Source organism: Alteriqipengyuania lutimaris (assembly GCF_003363135.1).
In the GTDB taxonomy this organism is placed as follows: domain Bacteria; phylum Pseudomonadota; class Alphaproteobacteria; order Sphingomonadales; family Sphingomonadaceae; genus Alteriqipengyuania; species Alteriqipengyuania lutimaris.
The window spans coordinates 1566576-1587967 of record NZ_QRBB01000001.1; the positions used below are offsets into that span (position 1 = coordinate 1566576).

Consider the following 21392-nt stretch of genomic DNA (forward strand, 5'->3'; position numbering starts at 1 on the left):
GGTGCCCGACCCCGGCCATTGCAGTCATTTCGCCGCCAGGTTTACGCTGCGTTCGGCAAGATCGCTCAGGTTATCATCCGTGTCGTAGATGTCTTCGGTGATCGCATCGAGTTTGGCGACATGATCGCTCTTGCCGAGCGCTTCGGCGAAGGCCTTGGAGGTGCCGAAGCCGCAGATGCCGTAATGGCACATCCGCTGGTACTGGGCGACGATCACCACGTCGCGTACGTCATCGTCGGAGATATCGGCATCGAGGGCGTGCTTGCGGGCCTCCTTCACAAGGCCTTCCATCCCCTTGCAGTGCTCCTTTTCGTCGATCCCGCAATCGTCGAGCAGTCCCTTAATCGTCTTGGTGTGCTTAGCGATGCCTTCGGCACCCTTTTCCAGCTTGGTCTTGAGCTTGGCGTCGCCTGCCTTTCTCGCAAGTTCGCGCACGACCTTTTCCATCTGGTCGTTGGCGGACCAAAGGTCGGCCAGTTCTTCGGTGTAGCAATCGGTGAGGTTTTCGGGGGCGGACATAGGATGTTCCTTCACGGTTGGCTCGCACTCGCGAGACCTTTCGCGAGCGGGTATCCTAATGGCGAAGCAGGTATTCGTTCCCGAACCGACAAATACAAATTTCGACCATCATCAAATGTTAGTTTATACTTCAAACAAGACTTGCCAAAACGGACCGTGAGAGAATTCGCCCTCAAGCTAATATTTGTTAGAGATACACTTTTATTGACGTTGTTGCAGATATTTTTCGTCGAGAATGCAACCCTTGGCGAAGGGCGCCGTTGGGGAGGGATAGATACCCCAACTTCGGAGCACTCGATGGCCAAGGAATTCGACCTTTCGGACGGTGGCGCAAACCACCAGAAGCCCAAGAGCGACGATGACGTGATGACGACCGCGCAGGGTCATCCGATCGCGGACGATCAGAACTGGCTCACCGCCGGTCCGCGCGGGCCGCAGTTGCTCGAAGACCATATCGCGCGCGAGAAGATCTTCCATTTCGACCATGAACGCATTCCCGAGCGGGTTGTTCACGCCCGCGGGTATGGTGTGCATGGTCATTTCGAGCTGAAGAAAGCGATCCCGCAATATTCGCGGGCGCGCATCTTCAATGAAGTGGGTGTAAAGGTGCCCACCTTCACGCGCTTCTCCACGGTAGCGGGCAACAAGGGCTCGCCCGACTTGGCACGCGACGTGCGCGGGTTCGCGACCAAGTTCTATACGCAGGAGGGCAACTGGGACCTCGTCGGCAACAACATCCCGGTGTTCTTCATTCAGGATGCGATCAAGTTTCCCGACCTGATCCATGCGGCCAAGCCCGCGCCCGATCGCGGCTTCCCGCAGGCGCAGACCGCACACGACAATTTCTGGGATTTCATTTCCCTCAGCCCCGAAGCGATGAACATGGTCATGTGGATCATGTCCGACCGCACGATCCCGCGCTCGTTCCGGTTCATGGAAGGCTTCGGCGTCCATACTTTCCGGCTGGTCAACGAAAAGGGCGAGAGCCACTTCGTCAAGTTCCACTGGAAGCCGAAGCTGGGCCTCCAGTCGGTGGTCTGGAACGAGGCGCTCAAGGTCAACGGGATGGACCCCGACTTCCATCGCCGCGACATGTGGGACGCGATCGACGCCGGCGACTTCCCGCAATGGGATCTCGGCATTCAGGTCTTCGACGAGGATTTCGCGGAGGAGTTCGAATTCGACGTCCTCGACGCGACCAAGATCATTCCCGAGGAACAGGTCCCGGTGGAGATCATCGGCACACTGACGCTTGACGCCAATGTCGACAATTTCTTCGCCGAGACCGAGCAGGTTGCCTTTTGCACGCAGAACATCGTGCCGGGCATCGACCACTCGGACGATCCGCTGCTGCAGGGCCGCAATTTCAGCTATCTCGACACGCAGCTCAAGCGGCTGGGCGGTCCCAACTTCACCCACCTGCCGATCAACGCGCCCAAGTGCCCCGTGCGGCATTTCCAGCAGGACGGGCACATGGCGATGAGCAACCCCAAGGGTCGCGTGAATTATGAGCCCAACAGTTGGGGCGACGGTGATGGTAAGGAAGAGGATCGCGGTCCGCGCGCCTGCCCAATGAACGGGTTCACGAGCTACGAAGCCCCGGTCACCGGGCCCAAGGTGCGGGTGCGCAGCGAAACCTTCGCTGATCACTACAGCCAGGCGCGCCAGTTCTACATCAGCCAGACCCCGGTCGAGCAGACCCACATGGCCAATGCGCTGACCTTCGAACTCTCGAAGGTGGAGCGCGTGAGCATCCGCCAGCGGATGGTCGGCCATCTGCGGCACATCGACGACGGTCTCGCGCAGGAGGTCGCTGATGGCCTGGGCCTCGCCGAACTGCCCGCCAAGGTGCCCGCCGCGCGCGAGCCGATCACCGACCTGCCTGAGAGCCCGGCGCTCTCGATCCTCAAGAATGGACCCGACAGCTTCAAGGGCCGCAAGCTCGGGATCTACATCGCCGAAGGCGGCGATGCGGGCGTGGTCAAGGCGCTCAAGGACGCAGCAGAAGCTGCGGGCGGCATGGTCGAAATCGTCGCGCCGCATGTCGCGGGGGCCAAGCTCTCCGACGGCAAGATGATGGAAGCGGACGAGAAGATCGATGGTGGTCCATCGGTGGCCTACGACGCTGTCGCGGTGGTGATGAGCGAGGCTTCCGCCAAGCGGTACAACACCGACAAGCCGAGCATCGACTTCGTCAACGACGCTTTCGCCCACGCCAAGTTCGTCGCCTACGTCCCCGCGGTACAGCCGCTCTTCGAAACGGCTGGCGTGTGGAACTGGATGGACGACGGCTTTGTCGACGTTTCCTCGGGCAAGGATGCCGCGAGCAATTTCATCGAGAAGTGCGGCAAGCTGCGCTTCTGGGACCGCGAGAGCGTAAAGCAGGATTGAGTGGGAAGGACACGGACATGAAACAGACCCGACAAATAGGCATCGCAGGAAGTGTCGCGGCCGCAGGGGTCGCACTGGGGGCCGCCGCCTTCGGCGCGTTCCTCTCGCGCCGCCACCAGGGCGGCAGGGACGATGCGCCGCAATTCGCACGACGCACCAACCAGGGCGAACACGCCCTGGTCGGCCGCTCGGTCACGATCCGCAAGCCCGCCGCCGAACTTTACGCCTACTGGCGGGATTTCGCGAACCTTCCCGAGTTCATGGAGAACGTCGAGACGATCACCAAGCAGGGCGGCGCGAAAGGCCGCGCGGTGTGGACGATCAAAGCTCCCGGTGGGACCAGCGTCGACCTGAAGACCGAGATCGCCGAGGACGTCGAGAACGAGCGCATCGCCTGGCGATCGCTCGACGGGTCGGACATCAACACAAAGGGCGAGGTTACCTTCACGCAGGCGCCCGGCGATCGCGGTACGCGCGTATCGCTTCACATCGAGTACGACGCCCCGGGCGGTGTGGTGGGCCGCGCGCTCGCCAAGGCCTTCCTGCGCGAACCCGAGGTGCAGGCGAGGCACGACCTCAAACGCTTCAAGATGCTGATGGAAACCGGCGAAATTGCAACCTCCGCGCACCGCAAGAGCGAGACGCGAGAAGCAAAGCAACAGGAGAACGCATAATGCGCGCACTTACATGGCAAGGTACGCACGATGTGCGAGTGGACAACGTGCCCGATCCCGAGATCATCAACCCGCGTGACGCGATCCTCAAGATCACCTCGACCGCGATCTGCGGGTCCGACCTGCACCTTTACGATGGCGTGATCCCCGGCGTGCTGCCCGGCGACGTTCTCGGCCATGAATTCATGGGCGAGGTCGTGGAGACCGGGAAGGACAGCACGCTCAAGAAGGGCCAGCGCGTCGTCGTTCCCTTCACGATCAGCTGCGGCAACTGCTTCCATTGCCAGATCACGCAATACTCGGCCTGCGAGAATTCGAACCCGGCGGAAAAACAGGACATGTCCGCCACGCTCTATGGCCATCCAATGTCCGCGCTGTTCGGCTACTCGCACCTCACCGGTGGCTATTCCGGCGGGCAAGCAGAGTATGTGCGCGTGCCGTTCTCCGATGTCGGCCCGATCGTGATCCCCGATCACCTGGAGGACGATAAGGTGCTGTTCCTGTCGGACATCCTGCCGACCGGCTGGATGGGCGCTGAGAATGCCGAGATCCAGCCCGACGATACCGTGGCGGTCTGGGGTTGCGGCCCGGTGGGGCTGTTCGCCGTGCAGTCCGCGCTCGTGATGGGCGCGAGCAAGGTGATCGCGATCGATCATCATCCGCACCGGCTGGAACTGGCGAGGCAACTCGGCGCGGAGGTCATCAATTTCGAGACGACCGAAGTGCGCGAGGCGCTGATGGAAATGTCCGGCGGGATCGGCGTGGATGCGGTGATCGATGCGGTAGGGATGGAATCGCACGGCTTCGCGGTCGACAACATGCTTGACATGGTGAAGCAGACCATCGGCATGGGGGCGGATCGCGCGGCGGCGCTCAAGCAGGCGATCCTCGCGGTGCGCCCCGGCGGGCGCGTGTCGATCCCCGGCGTCTATGGCGGGATGACGGACAAGTTCCCGCTCGGCGCGCTGATGGAGAAGGGCCTGAAGGTTAATTCGGGCCAGACGCACGTGCAGCGCTACACCAAGCCGCTGCTCGACAAGATCGAGGATGGCACTCTCGACACCACATTCCTGATCTCGCACCGCCTGCCGCTCGAAGACGCTGCGCGCGGGTACAAGAACTTCCGCGAGCAACAGGACAGCTGGACCAAGGTGATCCTCAAACCCGGCATGGAAATGGAGAAAGCTGCATGAGCAAGCACCCGATCGACAAGCTTTCCGGTTTCTGCGTCGTCACCGGCGCGTCCAGCGGGATCGGATTGGAACTCGCCAAGCTCGCTGCGAAGGACGGATGCGACCTGCTGATCGTGGCCGACCGCGATCTCGCCTCCGCCGAAGCCACGCTGCACGATTGCGGCGCGGCATCGGTGGAGCGGATCGAAGTCGATCTCGGCACCGCGAAGGGCATCGAGGATCTGATGAACAAGATCGGCGAGCGCGAGGTCGACGTCCTGATCGCGAACGCGGGGCACGGCCTCGGCGATGCGTTCTTCGTCCAGCAGTGGACCGACATTGCGCATGTGATCGATACCAACATCAAGGGGACGGTGTCGCTGGTTCACAAGGTCGGCGCGCGCATGGTGCTGCGCGAACGGGGGCGCATCCTCGTCACCGGCTCGATCGCGGGCGACATGCCCGGCGCGTATCAGCTCGTCTACAATTCGACCAAGGCTTTCGTGAACGATTTCTGCGTCGGGCTGGCGAACGAGATCAAGCACACCGATGTCGTGATTTCCTGCCTGATGCCCGGCGTGACCGACACGCAGTTCTTCGAGCGCGCCGGGATGGAAGACACGCAGGCCGGGCAGATGGACAACAAGTCCGATCCGGCGAAGGTCGCCCGCGATGGCTATCACGCGCTTCTCAAAGGCGAGACGCAGGAGGTCAGCGGCATCATGAACAAGGTGCAGGACCTGTTCGCCGACATTCTCCCAGACGAACTGGTCGCGCAGATGCACCGCCGCCTTGCGCAGCCCGAGCGCTAGCCTGGGCCAAAACTTCTCTGACAGAATTAGCCGCGAATTTCTGAATCGTATGGCACAGGACCTGCCTCCAAGCCTGGAGTTGCTTCCCTAATGGTCACACACAGGCGCTATTGTCGGAACGTCGGCGGCGCATGTTCCTGACAGCCGCCGTGGAGGGTGCGCCCCTTTCTCCGACAGAAGATACCGACACCCCTGCCGCGCGAAAGGCTTATTCAAGCGATTGCCGACGACGATGAAGGAGCACTGCTTTCGCGGTTGGAGGCCCCCGAACTCGAACGCGAAGGGTCATCGGTAAGGTAGCGTGATCGACGCCATCTGATTGCTGTGTCGCCAACCCGACAGAGTCCGCTTACGGTAGATGCCGAAGCATTCTCTAACGACCGAAATTAGGGCGCGTAGCCGACTGCCCGCTTTTCCCAATCGCTGCCAGGCAGAAAGTGGGCCGTGAGCGGAATGGCAGTTATCGGACGAACGACGCCTACAGCTGCCTTTAAAAAGGAGGTGCCAGCTACAGCCATCGATCAAGAGTCTCCAATTGCGCTATCGCGCAGTGGCTGCAGCAATACCGCGATCTCATCGGCGACGGAAGCTAGCGCCCTCACGCGTTCGACCAATTCCTCGCGTTCCGCCCGCAGTGACTGCTCAGCGGCCTCGCTCTTGCGCCTGGCTCGCTCCTCTTCGGGCTCGTCCTTCGATGGAGCAGCCGTGATGACATGGTGGAAGGATATGCGGGCCTCTACAACTTCGCCCAGCCTTTGTGGGTCGTCGCCGGCTCACGCCTCTACCCGCACCGGCCGCAAGCAACCCTCAACATTCAGCAGGACATGGCCGCGGATTTTTCCGGCCCGTTCAGCGGCCGCACCGGTGCTGGCGAACTTCTCCGCCTGTTGAACCAGCCCGATCATCCCTCGCGCAGCCGGATTTTCACCGCGCTCAAATGGTACAACCACGCCAATGAATCCCAGGCGGGTGCGGATCGCGAGCTGCTCAACCTCGCGGTCGCCTTCGAAGCGCTGTTCAATCTCCCCGCCGGCGCCAAGAGCGACCGGCTCGCCGATTCGATCTCACTCATTCTCGGCCGCCCTGAACGCATTCAGGACTGGGCGACGCAATTTTACGCCGCACGGTCGCGCGTCGCGCACGAAGGCGTGGCGCGCGAGCTCTATTACCGGCCCGCAGCCAAGCAAAAATCCGCCGGCGACGAGCGCTTCGGCTCGCTTATGCTGTCGGGGCGGACGATCTTTCAGCTCTGCATGGCGACCCTGCTTAGGGGGATGGCACTCTCTGACGAGGCTCATCTGAGCGAGAAGCTGGTAAGCAACACCGATCGCTATAGGCGGATCTGCGCCCGGCTGAGCGAGAGCGAGGCCGATCCCCCGCAGGGCCTCGCCGCGATCGAACTGATCGTGGAGCAGATCGGGCAACATCGGTACGTGCAAAGCACGCCCATCGATATCGATCTCATGCTCGGTGCGTTGCGCCGGGCAGCCGCGGCTGCGCTGTCGTGCGAGCCGCCGCCAAGGGCGCCGATCGAGGAAGCGCTGCGGCGTTGTGCCACACCAGCGACGGCAACGGACTTGTTCGAACGACTGGATGGCGTGCGGCAATTGGCCGATGCTTTCAAGGCAGCTAATGTGGCGGCGCTATCGGCGCACGAGCGGGTATTGCAGCTCCTGACCGCCGAGGTGTGGGACCAGACATTCAGGACCTATTTTGCGTTGAAGCGCGACCGCGAACCGCAATAACCTGGTGGGATCATTCCTTCGCCGGCGCCGTGCGGTAGAATAGCGCGCGCCCGGTCGGGACGAGCTGCAGCAGGAAATCGAACTCGACGATGTTGCGCGTCAACACTGTGTATCCCAGCTTCTGGGCTTGCAGGAACAATGTGCAGTCCTGCAGCGCCTTGAACTTCGCGTCCTGCGCATAGCCTTGGAGCCGGCAGAGCATGCCGGCGAGCAGCGCAGCCCTTCCGAGCACGTCGGCATCGGGCGTGCACATGCGGTGATCGGGCATGGCCAATATCTGCGCCCGCACCGCGCCGACCACGATGGCCGTCCGGCTGTCTTCGGGACGCAGCACGCCGAGCGTGTGCATCAGCTCCTGGACCGCGACGGTCGAGTGATTGACGTGCCGCGTATCGACGAGCTGTTCGACAAGATCGGGCGCACGCCCCTGCATCTGGTCGATATAGACGCAGGTATCCAAGAGGAGCGCCTGGCCCGCGACTTCTTCCGCGTTGGCGAACGGAAGCTCGGAGTCCTTGCGGCGCGCGAGCGTGTGGCCTGGGTCGAAGCGCGCCCAGCGGCGTGCGCCGTCGATGTCGAACCCCGACACGTCAGAAGCCGAGCTTCAGGTCCGGATCGACGGTGCCGCGCACGGCTTTGAAGCTCTCGGCGAACCTGTCCTCGAGCGCGACGCTGGCGAGCGCGAATTCGATGAGGTCGGTATCGGCCTGGATGCCGGTTTGCGCCTTCGCCTGACGGACGAGCGCCGGACTGACGCGACCACCGATCCGCCCTCCCTTCTCATCGAGGAGGCCGGAGCGCTCGGCCGCGGCCATAACCGCCTCAAACCGCCTCTCGCGTCCGCCGAGAAACTGGCCAGTACCCGCATCGCGCAGAACCCGGCTCTTTCGGCTGACGCCGCTTGTCCCCGTGCCATGGCTCTTCGCCGCGCCTTTGATGCTGCTGCCTTTCTTGGCCATTTCGATTCGTCCAACAAAATTACATTTTGTCTAACGTATGCGCATGCACGACTTTTCGCAAGGGCCGGACATCCAACAATGACTCGGCGGGGCGCGTCAGACATTCCATAGGTCCGGCGGGCCGAGGTAGCTGATGTCGATACGCCCGGGCTCGGCCGACACGGTCACCCGCAAAAGACCTGCCCGATCAGCATTAAGCGGGGCGAGCATCACGCCGATCTTATCGCCGGTTGCCGACAAAATCGCCGGCTGACCGTCAAGATGATGGGCGCGTAAGGGCATGCCGGGTGGCGGAGGTGGTGCGACCGCCCAGCTGACGTTCGCCCAGAATTTCTGCTCCGACCAGGTCCGGCTATCGATAGGCACGAACCCGTAAAGGAATTCGAGCCAGATCGGCTTGGTCTCAGGCGTGGGCCAGTCGGGCATGGCGCTCCACTGCGCCAGGGCCGGGGTCTTGAGCCAAGCCCGCAATTCATCGCCGGAGCTGAAAGCCGCGCCCGTGTCCTGGACGACCTTGATTGCCGCCAGCCGCGAGTTGAAGCCCGCCTGGATCAGCAACGAAGCCGATCGCAGCAGCGTGCCGGTTTCGAGTGCAGGCACGGCCAATCCCAATTCATGATCATCGACCCGAAAGTCGCCGAACAGATCATCGTTGGCGGTCGCGCGCACGCGGATCGATTCCATTGCCCATGGCAGCCGATACACCAGGCCGCCTTCGATGAACTGCAACACTTCTCCCTGGTGTTCGCCACCCAGCCCCGCGAGAGGCTGACCGAGCAGCCAGACGCGCAGCACGTCGCGCCAATTGGCCGGCATCGGATCGGGCGTGAACGGCGAGAAGGGGAAAACGAGCTCGGCGACGCCCGTGATCGCTGCGATCGCCGCTTCGGCGTCGTCGATAAGAAGCGCCGCGTTTGCACTGATCAGCAGCGCGTTCGCCTGCTCCGCAACCGCGTCCAAGGCATGGCCTGCCTTGAGGCCTAGCCCTGCAAGAAAATAGCCGCGCCGCTGCGCCGCTGTCGATTGGGCCCAGATCAAGCGCGTCCGCGCAGCCAGGGTGCCGCGCATGATCGCCTGGCTGGGAGCATCCATGCGCAGCAGCCGCCGCTGCCAGAGCGACGAATGGAGAACGGCGTCGAGTGTGTTTTCGACTTCATCGTAGGGCACGTCGTGCTCGCCGATCAGACTGAGGATTGCGGTGTCGAGCATCGCCAGATGCTGCTCCCACGCGGCGAGGGCGCGTTCGCGCAGCTTCGGCTTCTCGCCGGCGATCTCGGGAAACTCCCAAGCGACCGCGTTGTTCGCGACATATTCGACGAGCTGCGCGATATCGCCGCCATGCTTGTGGTGCAGTCGGCCGAGCAGCTCGATGACGAGCCGCACCAAGCCGCTCTCCATTTCGCGCGCGCCGAGGTCTGCAAGCAGTTCCTCCCACTTTGCGCGCTTCTTCGCGACCTTGTCGAACATGGGATAGAGCACCAGACCCTCCACATCGACATAGGCGCGGCTCGCGCGGCCGATTACGTTCTTGAATTCGGATGCATCGATCCGCTCGCCGGATCGGTGCAACGAATGCATGATCAGCGCCGTGGCGGAGAGATTAAGCCCCTGCGCAAGCGTCGCCGATGAAGTCGTCACCTTGAGAATGCCCTCGCGCAGCAGGCGTTCGATCTCCTTGCGATAGGCCGTCGGCAGCGCGCCATGGTGCAGCGCGACACCCAGTTTCAGGCTTTTGAGGATCGCATGATCCGCGCCGAGCCATTCGGCGCCGAGCGCGAGCGCCGTGTTTAGGTGATTGGGATGGTCGGTGAGCAGCGACGACAGTGCGCCGCGCTCGTGCAGATCCACGACGACGTCGGCAAAGGGTTCGACGCTCCGGCGCTCGGGACAATAGATGAGAACCGTTTGACCATCATCGACGAGTCGCCACGCGGTGGCGAGACAGAGTTCGCGCTGATCGCAAGGATAGAGCTTGGTCCGCTTGCGCTTGGGCTTGACCCAGTCGGGCGGGACCGATCCGGTCAGATAGGTCTGCACCCACGGCTTTTCCTCACCAACCGTGAGGTTCAGACGCGCGTTGAACCCGTTCCAGACCACTTCGCCAAAGCGTAGCCGGGTCGGCCGCCAGGCATTCTTGATCAGTGTTCCTTCGGCATCGCGGCGCAGCCAGTTGGCGAAATCTTCGAGCTGCTCGCCGTCGGGCAGGATCGCCGACAGGCAGACGATGCGGCGCTCGGCGGCATCGTCGCGCCGCAACAGGCGTTGGACCTGGACTTCATAGCGAACTTCGCGCTCGTTCAGACCGATCATATGGCCCTCGTCGAAGATCAGCAGGCCGACATCGTCGAGTAGGCTCGGATCGTTGCGCAGCGCGAAATCGAGCTTTTCGGGCGTAACGACCACGATGTTGCGTTCGCGGATTGCGTCCTCGTCGAGGCCGCTGTCGCCAATGCTTCCATACAGTGCCGAGATGGTTTTCCCCAGGGGGCCGAAGCTGCGCTGGAGGATCGCCTCGGTCTGCGCGGACAACGCGCGCAGCGGCGTGACGAAACCGACACGCCGCCCGCCGGCAAGGCAGCGCAGGATGCAAAGCTCTGCGATGCGGGTCTTGCCTGCTGCGCTGGTCGGCAGCGAGACGACCAGATCATCGAGCTGGTTTGCGGCCCGCTGGGCGGCTTCAAGTTGGGAGGGCCACAAATCGACTTCCGCGCGCGCGCGCCGTAGCATCGACGCCAAATATAGCGCGCGCAGTGAAGACCAATCGGCGGCAACTCCGCCAGCCGGCTCGAGCGGGATGACTTGGTGGAAGGTGCAGCCCCAATGATCCCGGAGCAGGTGGATCGCGATCCTGTGTGCCCACCATTGCGGAACGAGATTGAGCGCGGCCGCGGCGTCCAGCCCGATGCGAAGCTGCGCGATCGCCCGCTCGACCAGGCCGCCATCGCCGCGCTCAAGCGCAAGCAGATAACAGGACATGGCGCCGAAAAACTGATCGGTAAGCGCCAAGTCGACACTGTCGAACAAGATGGAGTTGTCGTCTGCACCGCCCGGCTCGGCGGGCGCCTCGATCGCCGCTTCGATATTGGCGGCGATCTGGGCATCGGTGGCGATACCGGACGCCTTGAATGCGATGATCGTTTCTTTGAGCCGGGAGAAGTCCCGCCGTATCAAATCGCCCAGCGCCCGTTCGATCGGCGAGAAATTTTCATCGGCACCGACGATGGCGAGAAGCGAATAGGCACGCGCGGCCAGATGCGCGAGATGATAGGCCGATGCGGCCATGACGAAATGAAAGTCGCGCTCGACTTCGGCTCGATCGCCCTTGGCGATCACCGACTCCAGCGCGGACGCGGCCTGTTCGAATGCCAACCGCGCCACCACCGGATCGCCATTGAGGTCGCGCATGCGAAGCCCCTGCTCGAATAGCGCATAGGCATAGGCTTTGAGATCGTAGCTAAGTTGGGGGGAAAGGCTGGTGCATCGGCGGGAAGCGCTCCGTCCTGCCAAATCATCGCACGCGATTGCCCGCGGGCGATCAGCCGCCCGCGAAATCCGGGTGTCGCGGCCTGTTCGATCGCGGCCTGGATCGCCTCAGGGTTGTTGGGCATTGGCGATCACGCGATCATAAACGGCGCCGACGAAAGCGGCATGTCCCTCGACCCGCAGGCCAACGCTCCATTGCGGAAAGGCGCCGGGATAGGCCTGAAGCGACGCCGTCAGCATCGCATCGGGCGCATTGCCGGAGAAAGTGAACAGGAGGTGCCGAACCATGTTCGGCTGAATGCCGAGGTTGAGCGTCGCATTGTCGATAGCGTCGGCCAGCGGTTCGTTGCCGAGATCGACCAGCCGGGCGGAGATGAACGTCAGCGCATGGCCCGACGGAAGGCCGGATTCCTTGTCGAGTCCAGCCCGGGCTTCTGTAACGACCTGTCCGGTCAGCGCGACGCGGCTCTTGGCCTCGGTCTTCAGGAAGGTCAACTGATGCGAATTTGGGTCCTGAGCGATGCCGATCACGTCCTCGCCGCGCATCGCCATGTTACGGTGGTCTTTCCATCGCAGCCGCTTGATCGGCACCTGATATCCGGTGTGCGCGGCGATCCACTCGGTCGCCATGATCTCGCCTAGGTCACCGGAGCGGATCGCCTTGGTCGTTGGCAGCTTCCCCTCGACCAGCGCCGCGGCTGCCGGCTTGCCGAGTTTCCGCAGTACGCGCACGACATGCTCCTCGGAAGCATAGTGACCCGGCACAATTGCCGCAGTGGCATCGATACCGTCTTGAAGCTGCGTGGCGGTGCCGGTCAGGACCCGCAGATCATGCGGTCCCACTTTGCTATCGGCTGCACCGCACCAAGTATCGAAGTGAACCATTCGAACTGCATGGCATCAACCAACGTCTTTACGCAATAATTTAGACTAACCGAGCGAGTTGCTGTCGAACCCGATCGGCGCGTTGACGTAGGCTGCTTGCGCCGGAGCTGCCCAGCGGCCTGTCTCCCGTATCCACAACTGTAGGCATCGCCGAAGCCGGACGACGGTTGCCCAGAGCGATTCCCGACCTCTGCTCGGGTCAGGCATGAAAGCATCCGTCAAGCGTGGAAATACTCGACGATAAGACGACCTCGCGGGGGCATTTCTCATCCCTTGAACGAAGGGCAGCTTTTAGAAATTGCGACCTCGGTCAGGAATGGTCGACTTGAAGCCGCAAAGGTGCCCTTGCGCCGGCTCAAAATCACGGCACCCCGGCCTTGCCCAAGCGAGATAAGCTAGCGCTTATAGGTTGCTATCTCACCGTCGTGCCCAAGTATCTTTCTATACTGTCGACCGTGATCAATGTGCGCCTACCGACCTTAATTCTGTGAAGGGTGCCATTTCGCATGAGTTTGTCGATTGTTGTTCGACCCAATCCTGTAGCTTTTTGGACTTTCGCGATGGATGCAGTTAGGTCCCCTGGCTCGATCGCCGACACCACCTTGATCGCCGGCTCACATTTGGGAGGACCTGACGGTGATCCGCTAAGCGTTGCCTTCGGACTACGAGATAAGGACTGATTCGCAACATTCGCAGGGGAATTCGCACAATAGCGATCAAGCACCTTGACCAGCGAGGTTTCAGAAAAGCTGATACCAGTGATCTGAACCGAAGGGATGCCACCTTGGACAGGAACTTCTTCAAGTCGAACAGTTCCCCCATTCAAGGCTGCGCTGACGTTATCCGATGCGATAATCCTCACCCATTCCGCAGTCGGGATCTGAGAATCCCGTATCGTCTCGATCAGACCTCCGTGCGGTCTGATTTCCCGTATCAGTGCATAGGTTTTGATTAATCCAGCAGCGGCAAAGTCAGCTAGCAGAGTTTCCGCAGCATCCAAATCTCGAGCCGCGACGAGCTTAATGGCTGCGGGTGGATGGATTGGTCGATGGGCTGACATGCTCTCTTTCTCATCTTTCGGATGGCAGGGTGTGCCAACCAATCGTGAAAAAGCGGTAACCCTCTGGTTGGATGCGGAAATCGGGACAATCTGCGCTGACGGCAAACCAAAAACCTATCGCGCCAACATCCCCGCCGACGTTCGCCGGTGTCCATCCAGGTTTTTCATGTTTTTTTCATGGACCGACTCTCCGATCCGCGTAAGTCATGGAAAAATGGTGGGCGCGGCAAGGATTGAACTTGCGACCCCACCCGTGTGAAGGGTGTGCTCTACCACTGAGCTACGCGCCCGACAGCCGCACCTTGGCGGGTCGAGCGGCGCATTTGCCAATCCTGCGCGCTCAGCGCAAGCCGTTTAATCGCCAAAAACGCGTGCAACCATCGACAGCCAGTGTGCGTCCGCTCCGGGCGCCGCACCGCGGATTGCGCCCGCCTGCTCGGGGCAGCCGAGGCAATAGGCGCGCATTCCCGGGGTTTCGAGCAGGCGCTGCATGTCCCGCGCCACGCGGGCGGGGGTCTGCGCCTCGCGCCGCGCGGTGACGGCGAACAGGTCGCCCCCGCCGGTTTGCGCGTCGTCGCCGGTCAGCAGCTGGCGCAGCAGTGTCTGGTACTCGTCCTCGCCGCTGCCGAGGTAGCGGGCATGCCAGTCGCCGTCTTCGAGCCCGGCCTGCTCGGCCACCCAGGCAAGGGCGGTGTCGAGATCGCCGAACTGATCGACGAGGCCGTTCTGGCGCGCGGTGCCGCCATCCCACACGCGGCCCTGGCCGATCGCATCGATCTGCGCCGGGGTACGGCCGCGCGATTCGGCGACGAGGCGCACGAAACGGTCGTAGCCGTTCTCGATACTCGCCTGCAGGATCTGCTCGGTCTCCGAATTGAAGCCGCCGATGAAGTCGGGCTGGCCCGAGAGCGGGGTCGTGGTCACGCCGTCGGCGCTGACGCCGATATTGTCGGCCAGCCGCTCGAAGGTGGGAAGCACCGCGAAAATGCCGATCGAGCCGGTGATCGTCTCGGGCTCGGCAAAGATGCGGTCGGCAGGCGTGCTGACCCAGTAGCCGCCGCTCGCCGCGACATTGGCCATGCTGACCGCGACTGGAATATCCTTCGCCTTGTGGCGCAGGATCGCTTCGCGGATCATCTCCGAGGCGAGGACCGATCCGCCGGGCGAATCCACCCGCACCACCAGGCCCTTCAGGTCGTCGTCCAGCGCATCGTCGAGCAGCTTGGCGATCCGGTCGCCGCCGGCGGTGCCGGGGCCCGCATCGCCATCGACGATTTCGCCCGCGATGGTGACCACGCCGATCACGTCGCCGACCTCGTCGAAGGGATTGTCCGCCAGCCAGTTCTTCAATTCGGTATGCGCGAAGGCGCCCGGCGAAGTGTCGCCGGTATCCTCGCCCGCGATTTCCGCGACACGGGTGCCGAAGTCGGTCCAGCTGCCGAGTTCGTCGACCAGACCCGCGTCCTTCGCCGCCTCGGCGAGGTCGCCATTGGTCGAGGCGACCCACGCGGCGGGAGTCTGCGCCACACGCTCAATCTCGATCTGCGGGCGCGCCTTCTTCACGCGCGCCTGCCACTCGTCCCACAGCTCGCCATAGAGCGCCTGCGCATTCTCGCGCGCGGGTTCGGACATGGAATTGCCGAGGAAGGGTTCCACTGCGGACTTGTAGGTGCCGACCTTGAACACCCGGGCATTGACGCCGAGCTTGTCGAGCAGCTCGCCGTAGTAGAGGCGGTTGCCGCCGGTACCTGCGATGACTGCGCCACCCAGCGGGTCGAGCCAGACCTCGCTGGCGTGCGCCGCCAGACGAATGCCGTCGTCGGTATAGGCCGTGCCATAGGCGAGCACCGGCTTGTCCGCCGCGCGCACCTTGTCCAGCGCTTCGCCAACCTCGCGCAGGTGGACCGCGCCTGCGCCGAGGAAGCCGCGCAGGTCGAGCACGACCGAATTGATCCGGTCGTCCTCCGCCGCGGTTTCGAGCGCGTGGATCACCTCCTGCACGTCGTGCTCACCCGTAGGTGCCTGGGCGGAGAACAGCGCGGCGAAGGGATCGATCGGCGCGCGTTCTTCCACGATGAAGCCGTCGAGGTTCATCATCAGTGCGCCGTCCTTGATCCCCGCAGGGCCGGGCCGAGCGGTCAGGATGGCGAACAGCAACGCGAAAAACAGCAGCAGGAATAGCAGCGCCAGGCCATCCTTGATGGCGACAAGCAGCTTCCATACGTTTTTCGCGAATTCCATCTGGCCAGATCCCCGTTGGTTTTAGCTTTCCACACCTAATGGCGCGCTGGCGAAGGTGCCAGCCGAATGTACTTGAGCGGCCCATATCGCTCGACTAGTGACTTCGCCCGACCATGGCATCGGCAGGATCATCGAACGGCTCGGACCGCTTCCCCACCGGAGGGCATGCTTTTCCCCATCCCAGCCTGACCGGCATCGCGCAGCTGGAGCGGCACGAGATCCTCTACCTGCTGGCCGAGGCGGAGCAGTGGGTCGAATTCAACCGCCAGCCGGACAAGCACTGCGACCTGCTGTCGGGCATGACGATCATCAACGCCTTCTTCGAAAATTCCACGCGCACGCTGCTCAGCTTCGAGATCGCGGGCAAGCGGCTGGGCGCGGACGTGGTCAACATGCATGCCGCGCAATCGAGCGTGAAGAAGGGCGAGACGCTGCTCGACACCGCGATCACCCTGAACGCAATGCGCGCCGATGCGATCGTGATCCGCCACGGATCGAGCGGCGCAGTCGACCTGATCGACGGCAAGGTCGATTGTCCCGTATTGAACGCAGGCGACGGCAGCCACGAACATCCCACGCAAGGCTTGCTCGACGCGCTGGCGCTGCGCCACGCGCTCGACGAACGGGGTGAGGGCGCGGAGGACTTTACCGGCCTCGTCGTGACGATCTGCGGCGACATCGCACATAGCCGCGTCGCGCGTTCGAATATCCTGTGCCTGCAGGCACTGGGTGCGAGCGTGCGGGTCTGCGCGCCGCCCGCGCTGATGCCTGCGGGGATCGAGATGATGGGCGCGCGGCCCTATGTCGATTTCGACGCCGCGCTGGAGGGGGCGGACGTGGTGATGATGCTGCGGTTGCAGGCGGAGCGGATGAGTGGGCAATTCATCCCCTCCACCCGCGAATATCACCACCTCTACGGGCTGACGCAGGAACGCTTGCGTCGCGCTGCGCCCGATGCGCTGGTGATGCATCCCGGCCCGATGAACCGCGGGGTGGAGATCGACAGCGACGTGGCCGACATGCTCGACCGATCGATCATCACCCGACAGGTGGAGATGGGCGTGGCGGTGCGGATGGCGTGCCTCGACGTCCTCACCCGCCGTGCCCGCGGCCTGCCGGGCTGGGAACGCCCGCTGGGCGCGGGGCAGTGGCAGTGAGGGGTCGGCAATGAAGCAGGGCCAGCCCCTTTCCTTCGTCAATGGCAGGATCGTGACTCCGGACGGCGTCGCCGAAGACGGCGCGGTCCGGATCGTCGACGGGAGGATCGCGGCTGTCGGTACGGAAGCGGCGCAGGACGGCGACGAGACGATCGACGCGAAAGGCAAGCTGGTGGTGCCGGGGCTCGTCGATCTCGGCGTCTTCGCGGTCGACAAGCCCGCGTTCCATTTCGGCGGTATCAGCCGCGCGGCGCTGATGCCCGACCAGTCGCCGCCGCTCGATTTCCCCAGCCGCGTCAATTACATCGCGAAGAGCGGCAAGCCCGATTTCTGGGTCCATCCGCTCGCCGCCGCGACCCGCGGACTGGAGGGCACCGAGCTCGCCGAAGTGGCGTTGATGCGCGAGGCGGGCGCGCGCGGGATCGCGACCGGGCGGCGCTGGATCGCCGACAGCGGCGTGATGCTGCGCGTGCTGCGCTATGCCGCGATGCTCGATCTGGTGGTCGTCAGCCATGCCGAGGACAGCGGGCTGGCGGGCGATGCGGTCGCTACGGCGGGCGAGATGGCGACCCGGTTGGGCCTGCCGAGCGCACCTTCGGAAGCCGAAGCGCTCGCCGCAGCGCGCGATATTGCGCTGGCAGAAATGACCGGCGCGCGGCTCCATCTGCGACAGGTGACGACGGCGGGGGCGCTGGAACTGGTGCGCGCGGCCAAGGCGCGCGGCGTGTCGGTCACCTCGGGCGTGACGCCGGCGCATTTTATGCTCTCGGATCTCGCGATAGGCGATTTCCGGACCTTCGGCCGGCTCTCGCCGCCGTTGCGCAGCGAGGATGATCGCCACGCGGTCATCGCAGCCATCGCCGACGGCACGATAGACGTGATCGCGAGCGGCCACGACCCGCGCGGGCCGGAAGACAAGCGCCTGCCGTTCAGCGATGCTGAGCCGGGCATGGCGGCGGCGGAAACGCTGCTTTCTACCACGCTGACGCTGGTCCGCGACGGAGTGATCGATTTCCCGCGCATGTGCGACCTGCTGGCGGGTGCGCCCGCACGGCTGCTGGGCGTCGAAGCAGGGGAAATCCGTGAAGGCTTCGAAGGCGATATCGCGCTGGTCGATCCGGAAAAGCCGTGGGTGGTCGACCGCCGCAAAATGGAGGCGACCGCCGACAACACGCCGTTCGACGGGCAGCCGATGCAGGGCCGTGTCCTCGGCCTGTGGAAGGGTGGCGTCAGGGTAGACTGACGCCTTGCTTCAGCGGCTGGCGACGCGGCGTCCGGAATCTAGCGTGCCGGGAAGCGGCTTGCTCTCTTCCCATGCGATACATCCCTGACCGGCCTTCTTGACCGTGGCGCAAAGCGACCTGGCGCTGGTCGCGGCGAGATTGCCGGCGGAGAGGCGGTAGTAGATCTTGCCGCGCACCTTGGCGCGCGTGATCACCTGCTCGCGCCCGGCAACCTGCGGATAGCGCTCCGACAGGATGGCCCAGCCGCGCCTGGCGTCGGCCTCGCTGCCGTAGCTGCCCAGTTGGACGAGGTGCGAACCGCCTGCGAGGTCCTGCGACGAGGCAACGCGTGCCGTCGGCTTCGGCTCGGCCTTCGGGGCAGGCTGCGGGACCGCTGCCGCCACTTGCGCCACGGCACGCGGCGGGGCCTTCTGCACCACCGGACTGCTCACGACGCGCGATGCGGCGACCGCATCGTCTTCGCCGAAAGCACTGCCGAAATCGCGCGGGGCGTTGTTCGCGCCCGCAGAGTTCGCGCCGACCGAGGGGTCGAGCGGTGGCAGGCTGCGGGTAGGAGCGCGCGAGGCGAGCAGATCGACCGCCGGCAATTCGCCCGATGCTGCGACGCGAGTGTCCGCAGCCGGGCGGCCCATGTCCGCCTTCGCGCCGGCCTGGGCAAGCAATTCGCCGGTGGCCGCAGCTGCGCCGAGCGCAAGGCGCGCGGGCATTCCGTCGTCGACCTGTGGCTGTACGCCGAGCAGGTTGGCGACGCGGATGGTATATTCCTCGGGCCGCGCGGTGCGGGCCCACGACGAGATGCGCTCATCGAGTTCGTCGGGCGCGACGTCCTGTGCCGCGATGATCCGCGCGGCTGCCCACTGGCCGCCGAGCGCATGTGCATAGGCGAGGTTCTGGCGCACGCGTGCGGTGTTCTGGCCCGCGCGCAACGCATTGCTCAGCACCTGTGCGCCCATCTCCGGATTGCCGGCGAGGGCGTAGGCGAGGCCGAGATCGGACGGCGCGATGACATCGCGCCATTCGCCCAGCGTCTCGAGCGCGGCCCGCTGTTCGCCGGTCGCGATCGCTGCGAGAACGAAGCCAAGCGCGGTCTGCGGACTAACGTCGCCCAGCACCAGCGCATCGTCGAAAGCCTGGAACGCGGATACGAAACGGCCTGCAGCGAGGTAGGACGATCCGAGTTCCGCCTTGGCAGCGGGATCGGACGGCGCAGCCAGGGCCGCAGCCTCTGCCAGAGCGACCGCCTTTTCGGTCTCGCCGTCGGCGCGCGCGGCAGCGGCATCCGAGGCCGATGCGCTGCGCGAACCGCCGATCCCGCCCGCACACCCGGTAAGGGCGAGCGCGGCGGTGGCGGTGGCTGCCAGCATGGCGTGCTTGATGGTAGGACGGATCATCGCAATTATCCTTCTCGGGTTTGCCGCGACTGGACGCGGGCGACGAACTGATCGAGTTCGGGAATATCGGCCAGCATCGCGTCGAGCGCTTCGGTCACCAGCGCCTGCGCGCTGCGACCGGCCAGTGTGCAGGCCATTCGCAGTTTGAGATGGCGCTCCTGATCGAGCCGAAGGGTGAAAGCGGTCCGCTTGGCCTTCGGCTGGGGCCGCGCCGTCTCGACGGGGCGGGGGCGCGGCAGGCGGGGTGCCTTCGTGTTGATCGGAGTGACATTCTCGAATTCGTTATGGAGAGCCGCGCTTTCCGGTTCGGACTCGTCCACTGCCGTCGCGCTCGACGGGTTGGAAATGCTCGTTGCATGGCGGCCGAGCGGCGCGAAATTGTCCTCTGCCTCCTGGCTTTCCGCCCCCGGCGCGCCTGCATCCTCCGCTTGGGGAGTGATAGCGCCTGCACTCGAGGTCGAACCGCCCGCAGATTGCGCAGTGCCCTCGGGCGCATCGCCAAGGTCGTTCCAGCCGAGGTCTTCGAGCGCGTCCGGGGGTTCCGGATCGTGCGCCTGCGCGCCGTGCATCGTCCCGTCGATCATCGGCGACTGGCGACGCATGGCGGGTTTCGCGCCGCCCTTGCGGGCGAGCAGCGACGGCGACAGCGAGGCGTAATTCATGTCGCTCATTTCAGGGCTATCTATTGCGCAATGCGACGGCCGAAGCCGCCCTGGCGGGGTGGATGCGGCATGTGGAGCGAAGTGCCCGGGGCGGAAAACACCGTTCGGCGGAAATTCTTTTCGAGACGGTCGGCGACGTAATTCCACAACGCCGCGACTTCGGCAGAGGAGCGGCAATCGGGATCGATTTCCATCACCGTGCGCCCGTCGATCATCGAGGCGGCGAAATCGGTGCGATGGTGGAGCGTGACGGGCGCGACCGTGCCGTGCTGGCTCAGCGCGACGGCGGCCTCCCCGGTGATCCGCGCCTTGGGCGTCGCGGCGTTGACCACGAAGACCAGCGGCTTGGCCGCGCGTTCGCACAGGTCGACGGTGGCGCCCACGGCGCGCAGGTCGTGCGGGCTGGGGCGGGTGGGTACGACGATCAGCTCGGCGACAGAAATCACCGATTGGATCGCCATGGTGATCGCGGGCGGGGTGTCGATCACCGCCAGCTTGAAGCCCTGGCTGCGCAGGGTCTTGAGATCCATGGCGAGGCGCGCCACCGTGGTCTGCGCGAAGGCGGGATAGTCTGCCTCGCGCTCGTTCCACCAGTCCGCCAGCGATCCTTGCGGATCGATGTCGATCAGGACGACCGGGCCGGCGCCGGCGCGTTGCGCCTGCACGGAAAGGTGGCCAGACAGCGTGGTCTTTCCCGATCCGCCTTTTTGTGAAGCCAATGCCAATACCCGCACGGGCCAAGTCCCCCAGAATGAATCCTCACCATGCGCAATCACGCCCTGATAGGGCTCGATGCAGTGCAATCTTTTACAGGATACCCTTTATTTAGGGTTAAACGTCACGCCGATGGTGAGGACAGCGGAAGAGCGCTGGGGATTGGCAAAAGGCGCGCTCGATCCCCGTTTTGCGTCGCGAAACGGGGCATTTGGCACGCAGGCCGTGGCATGGCGGGACCTGCGATGGTAATTGGGCGTTAACCAGCTCGCGTTAGCGCGAG

General features: G+C 64.0%; 17 protein-coding genes and 1 tRNA gene. 7 read left to right on the forward strand and 11 right to left on the reverse strand.

The features are described 5' to 3' along the window. Positions 1-24 precede the first annotated feature (24 nt). Positions 25-519, reverse strand: a complete 495-nt coding sequence (locus DL238_RS07415; RefSeq protein WP_115491671.1) for a YciE/YciF ferroxidase family protein — start codon at positions 517-519, stop codon at positions 25-27. Positions 520-816: 297 nt separating this feature from the next. On the opposite strand from DL238_RS07415, the gene DL238_RS07420 reads away from it, so the two are divergent. The 5 genes from DL238_RS07420 (at position 817) to DL238_RS07440 (ending at position 7313) form a co-directional block, all read left to right on the forward strand. Then, the gene (locus DL238_RS07420) at positions 817-2910 is read left to right on the forward strand and encodes a catalase (protein ID WP_115491672.1); all 2094 of its coding nucleotides are present in this window, start codon (positions 817-819) and stop codon (positions 2908-2910) included. Positions 2911-2927: 17 nt separating this feature from the next. Continuing rightward, positions 2928-3584 carry an SRPBCC family protein gene (locus tag DL238_RS07425; protein WP_115491673.1) on the forward strand — a complete coding sequence of 219 codons (657 nt, stop codon included), beginning with the start codon at positions 2928-2930 and terminating at the stop codon, positions 3582-3584. After that, positions 3584-4777 carry a zinc-dependent alcohol dehydrogenase gene (locus DL238_RS07430; RefSeq protein WP_115491674.1) on the forward strand — a complete coding sequence of 398 codons (1194 nt, stop codon included), beginning with the start codon at positions 3584-3586 and terminating at the stop codon, positions 4775-4777. The genes DL238_RS07425 and DL238_RS07430 overlap by 1 nt, the downstream gene beginning before the upstream one ends. Continuing rightward, entirely contained in the window at positions 4774-5568 is a 795-nt protein-coding gene (locus tag DL238_RS07435; RefSeq protein WP_115491675.1) for an SDR family NAD(P)-dependent oxidoreductase, read from the forward strand. Before DL238_RS07430 ends, DL238_RS07435 begins: the two co-directional genes overlap by 4 nt. Positions 5569-6281: 713 nt before the next feature. After that, a complete protein-coding gene (locus DL238_RS07440) occupies positions 6282-7313 on the forward strand; it encodes a HEPN domain-containing protein (RefSeq protein WP_115491676.1) in 1032 nt (343 codons plus the stop codon). 10 nt (positions 7314-7323) lie between these two features. Here the strand turns inward: DL238_RS07440 and DL238_RS07445 are convergent, their stop codons facing one another. The 7 genes from DL238_RS07445 to sppA form a co-directional block, all read right to left on the reverse strand. Further along, positions 7324-7902 carry a type II toxin-antitoxin system VapC family toxin gene (locus DL238_RS07445; protein WP_115491677.1) on the reverse strand — a complete coding sequence of 193 codons (579 nt, stop codon included), beginning with the start codon at positions 7900-7902 and terminating at the stop codon, positions 7324-7326. 1 nt (position 7903) lies between these two features. Beyond that, a complete protein-coding gene (locus DL238_RS16240) occupies positions 7904-8272 on the reverse strand; it encodes a hypothetical protein (protein WP_199798039.1) in 369 nt (122 codons plus the stop codon). Between the two features lie 96 nt (positions 8273-8368). Beyond that, positions 8369-11677, reverse strand: a complete 3309-nt coding sequence (locus DL238_RS07455) for a DEAD/DEAH box helicase (protein ID WP_199798040.1) — start codon at positions 11675-11677, stop codon at positions 8369-8371. A gap of 186 nt (positions 11678-11863) precedes the next feature. Then, positions 11864-12640, reverse strand: coding sequence for a Hachiman antiphage defense system protein HamA (locus DL238_RS07460; protein ID WP_115491678.1), 777 nt, complete (start codon positions 12638-12640; stop codon positions 11864-11866). Between the two features lie 412 nt (positions 12641-13052). Continuing rightward, positions 13053-13742, reverse strand: coding sequence for a helix-turn-helix domain-containing protein (locus DL238_RS16340; protein ID WP_199801464.1), 690 nt, complete (start codon positions 13740-13742; stop codon positions 13053-13055). 173 nt (positions 13743-13915) lie between these two features. Continuing rightward, positions 13916-13990, reverse strand: a tRNA-Val gene (locus tag DL238_RS07470). A 64-nt stretch (positions 13991-14054) separates the two neighbouring features. Continuing rightward, complete coding sequence (sppA, locus tag DL238_RS07475) at positions 14055-15941, reverse strand: signal peptide peptidase SppA (protein WP_115491679.1); 1887 nt, start codon at positions 15939-15941, stop codon at positions 14055-14057. A gap of 113 nt (positions 15942-16054) precedes the next feature. On the opposite strand from sppA, the gene DL238_RS07480 reads away from it, so the two are divergent. Both DL238_RS07480 and DL238_RS07485 read left to right on the forward strand, forming a co-directional pair. Beyond that, entirely contained in the window at positions 16055-17098 is a 1044-nt protein-coding gene (locus tag DL238_RS07480; RefSeq protein WP_115491680.1) for an aspartate carbamoyltransferase catalytic subunit, read from the forward strand. A 10-nt stretch (positions 17099-17108) separates the two neighbouring features. Further along, the gene (locus DL238_RS07485) at positions 17109-18341 is read left to right on the forward strand and encodes a dihydroorotase (RefSeq protein WP_115491681.1); all 1233 of its coding nucleotides are present in this window, start codon (positions 17109-17111) and stop codon (positions 18339-18341) included. 9 nt (positions 18342-18350) lie between these two features. Here DL238_RS07485 and DL238_RS07490 read toward each other — a convergent pair whose 3' ends face one another. From DL238_RS07490 to DL238_RS07500, 3 genes are read right to left on the reverse strand one after another with little or no spacing between them, the layout of a single operon-like run. Then, positions 18351-19733, reverse strand: a complete 1383-nt coding sequence (locus tag DL238_RS07490; protein ID WP_115491682.1) for an SPOR domain-containing protein — start codon at positions 19731-19733, stop codon at positions 18351-18353. A gap of 5 nt (positions 19734-19738) precedes the next feature. Further along, entirely contained in the window at positions 19739-20404 is a 666-nt protein-coding gene (locus DL238_RS07495) for a hypothetical protein (RefSeq protein WP_115491683.1), read from the reverse strand. A gap of 11 nt (positions 20405-20415) precedes the next feature. Beyond that, a complete protein-coding gene (locus tag DL238_RS07500; RefSeq protein ID WP_115491684.1) occupies positions 20416-21129 on the reverse strand; it encodes a ParA family protein in 714 nt (237 codons plus the stop codon). Positions 21130-21392: the final 263 nt, after the last annotated feature.

Bases quoted from the DNA above. Each gene is read 5' to 3' on its own strand.
- DL238_RS07435 (WP_115491675.1), top strand. From the start codon at position 4,774: ATGAGCAAGCACCCGATCGACAAGCTTTCCGGTTTCTGCGTCGTCACC.
- DL238_RS07455 (WP_199798040.1), bottom strand. From the start codon at position 11,677: ATGCGCGACCTCAATGGCGATCCGGTGGTGGCGCGGTTGGCATTCGAA.
- DL238_RS07480 (WP_115491680.1), top strand. From the start codon at position 16,055: ATGGCATCGGCAGGATCATCGAACGGCTCGGACCGCTTCCCCACCGGA.
- DL238_RS07490 (WP_115491682.1), bottom strand. From the start codon at position 19,733: ATGATCCGTCCTACCATCAAGCACGCCATGCTGGCAGCCACCGCCACC.
- DL238_RS07415 (WP_115491671.1), bottom strand. From the start codon at position 519: ATGTCCGCCCCCGAAAACCTCACCGATTGCTACACCGAAGAACTGGCC.
- DL238_RS07485 (WP_115491681.1), top strand. From the start codon at position 17,109: ATGAAGCAGGGCCAGCCCCTTTCCTTCGTCAATGGCAGGATCGTGACT.
- sppA (WP_115491679.1), bottom strand. From the start codon at position 15,941: ATGGAATTCGCGAAAAACGTATGGAAGCTGCTTGTCGCCATCAAGGAT.
- DL238_RS07440 (WP_115491676.1), top strand. From the start codon at position 6,282: ATGGTGGAAGGATATGCGGGCCTCTACAACTTCGCCCAGCCTTTGTGG.
- DL238_RS07430 (WP_115491674.1), top strand. From the start codon at position 3,584: ATGCGCGCACTTACATGGCAAGGTACGCACGATGTGCGAGTGGACAAC.
- DL238_RS07495 (WP_115491683.1), bottom strand. From the start codon at position 20,404: ATGAGCGACATGAATTACGCCTCGCTGTCGCCGTCGCTGCTCGCCCGC.
- DL238_RS07460 (WP_115491678.1), bottom strand. From the start codon at position 12,640: ATGGTTCACTTCGATACTTGGTGCGGTGCAGCCGATAGCAAAGTGGGA.
- DL238_RS07425 (WP_115491673.1), top strand. From the start codon at position 2,928: ATGAAACAGACCCGACAAATAGGCATCGCAGGAAGTGTCGCGGCCGCA.
- DL238_RS07420 (WP_115491672.1), top strand. From the start codon at position 817: ATGGCCAAGGAATTCGACCTTTCGGACGGTGGCGCAAACCACCAGAAG.
- DL238_RS16240 (WP_199798039.1), bottom strand. From the start codon at position 8,272: ATGGCCAAGAAAGGCAGCAGCATCAAAGGCGCGGCGAAGAGCCATGGC.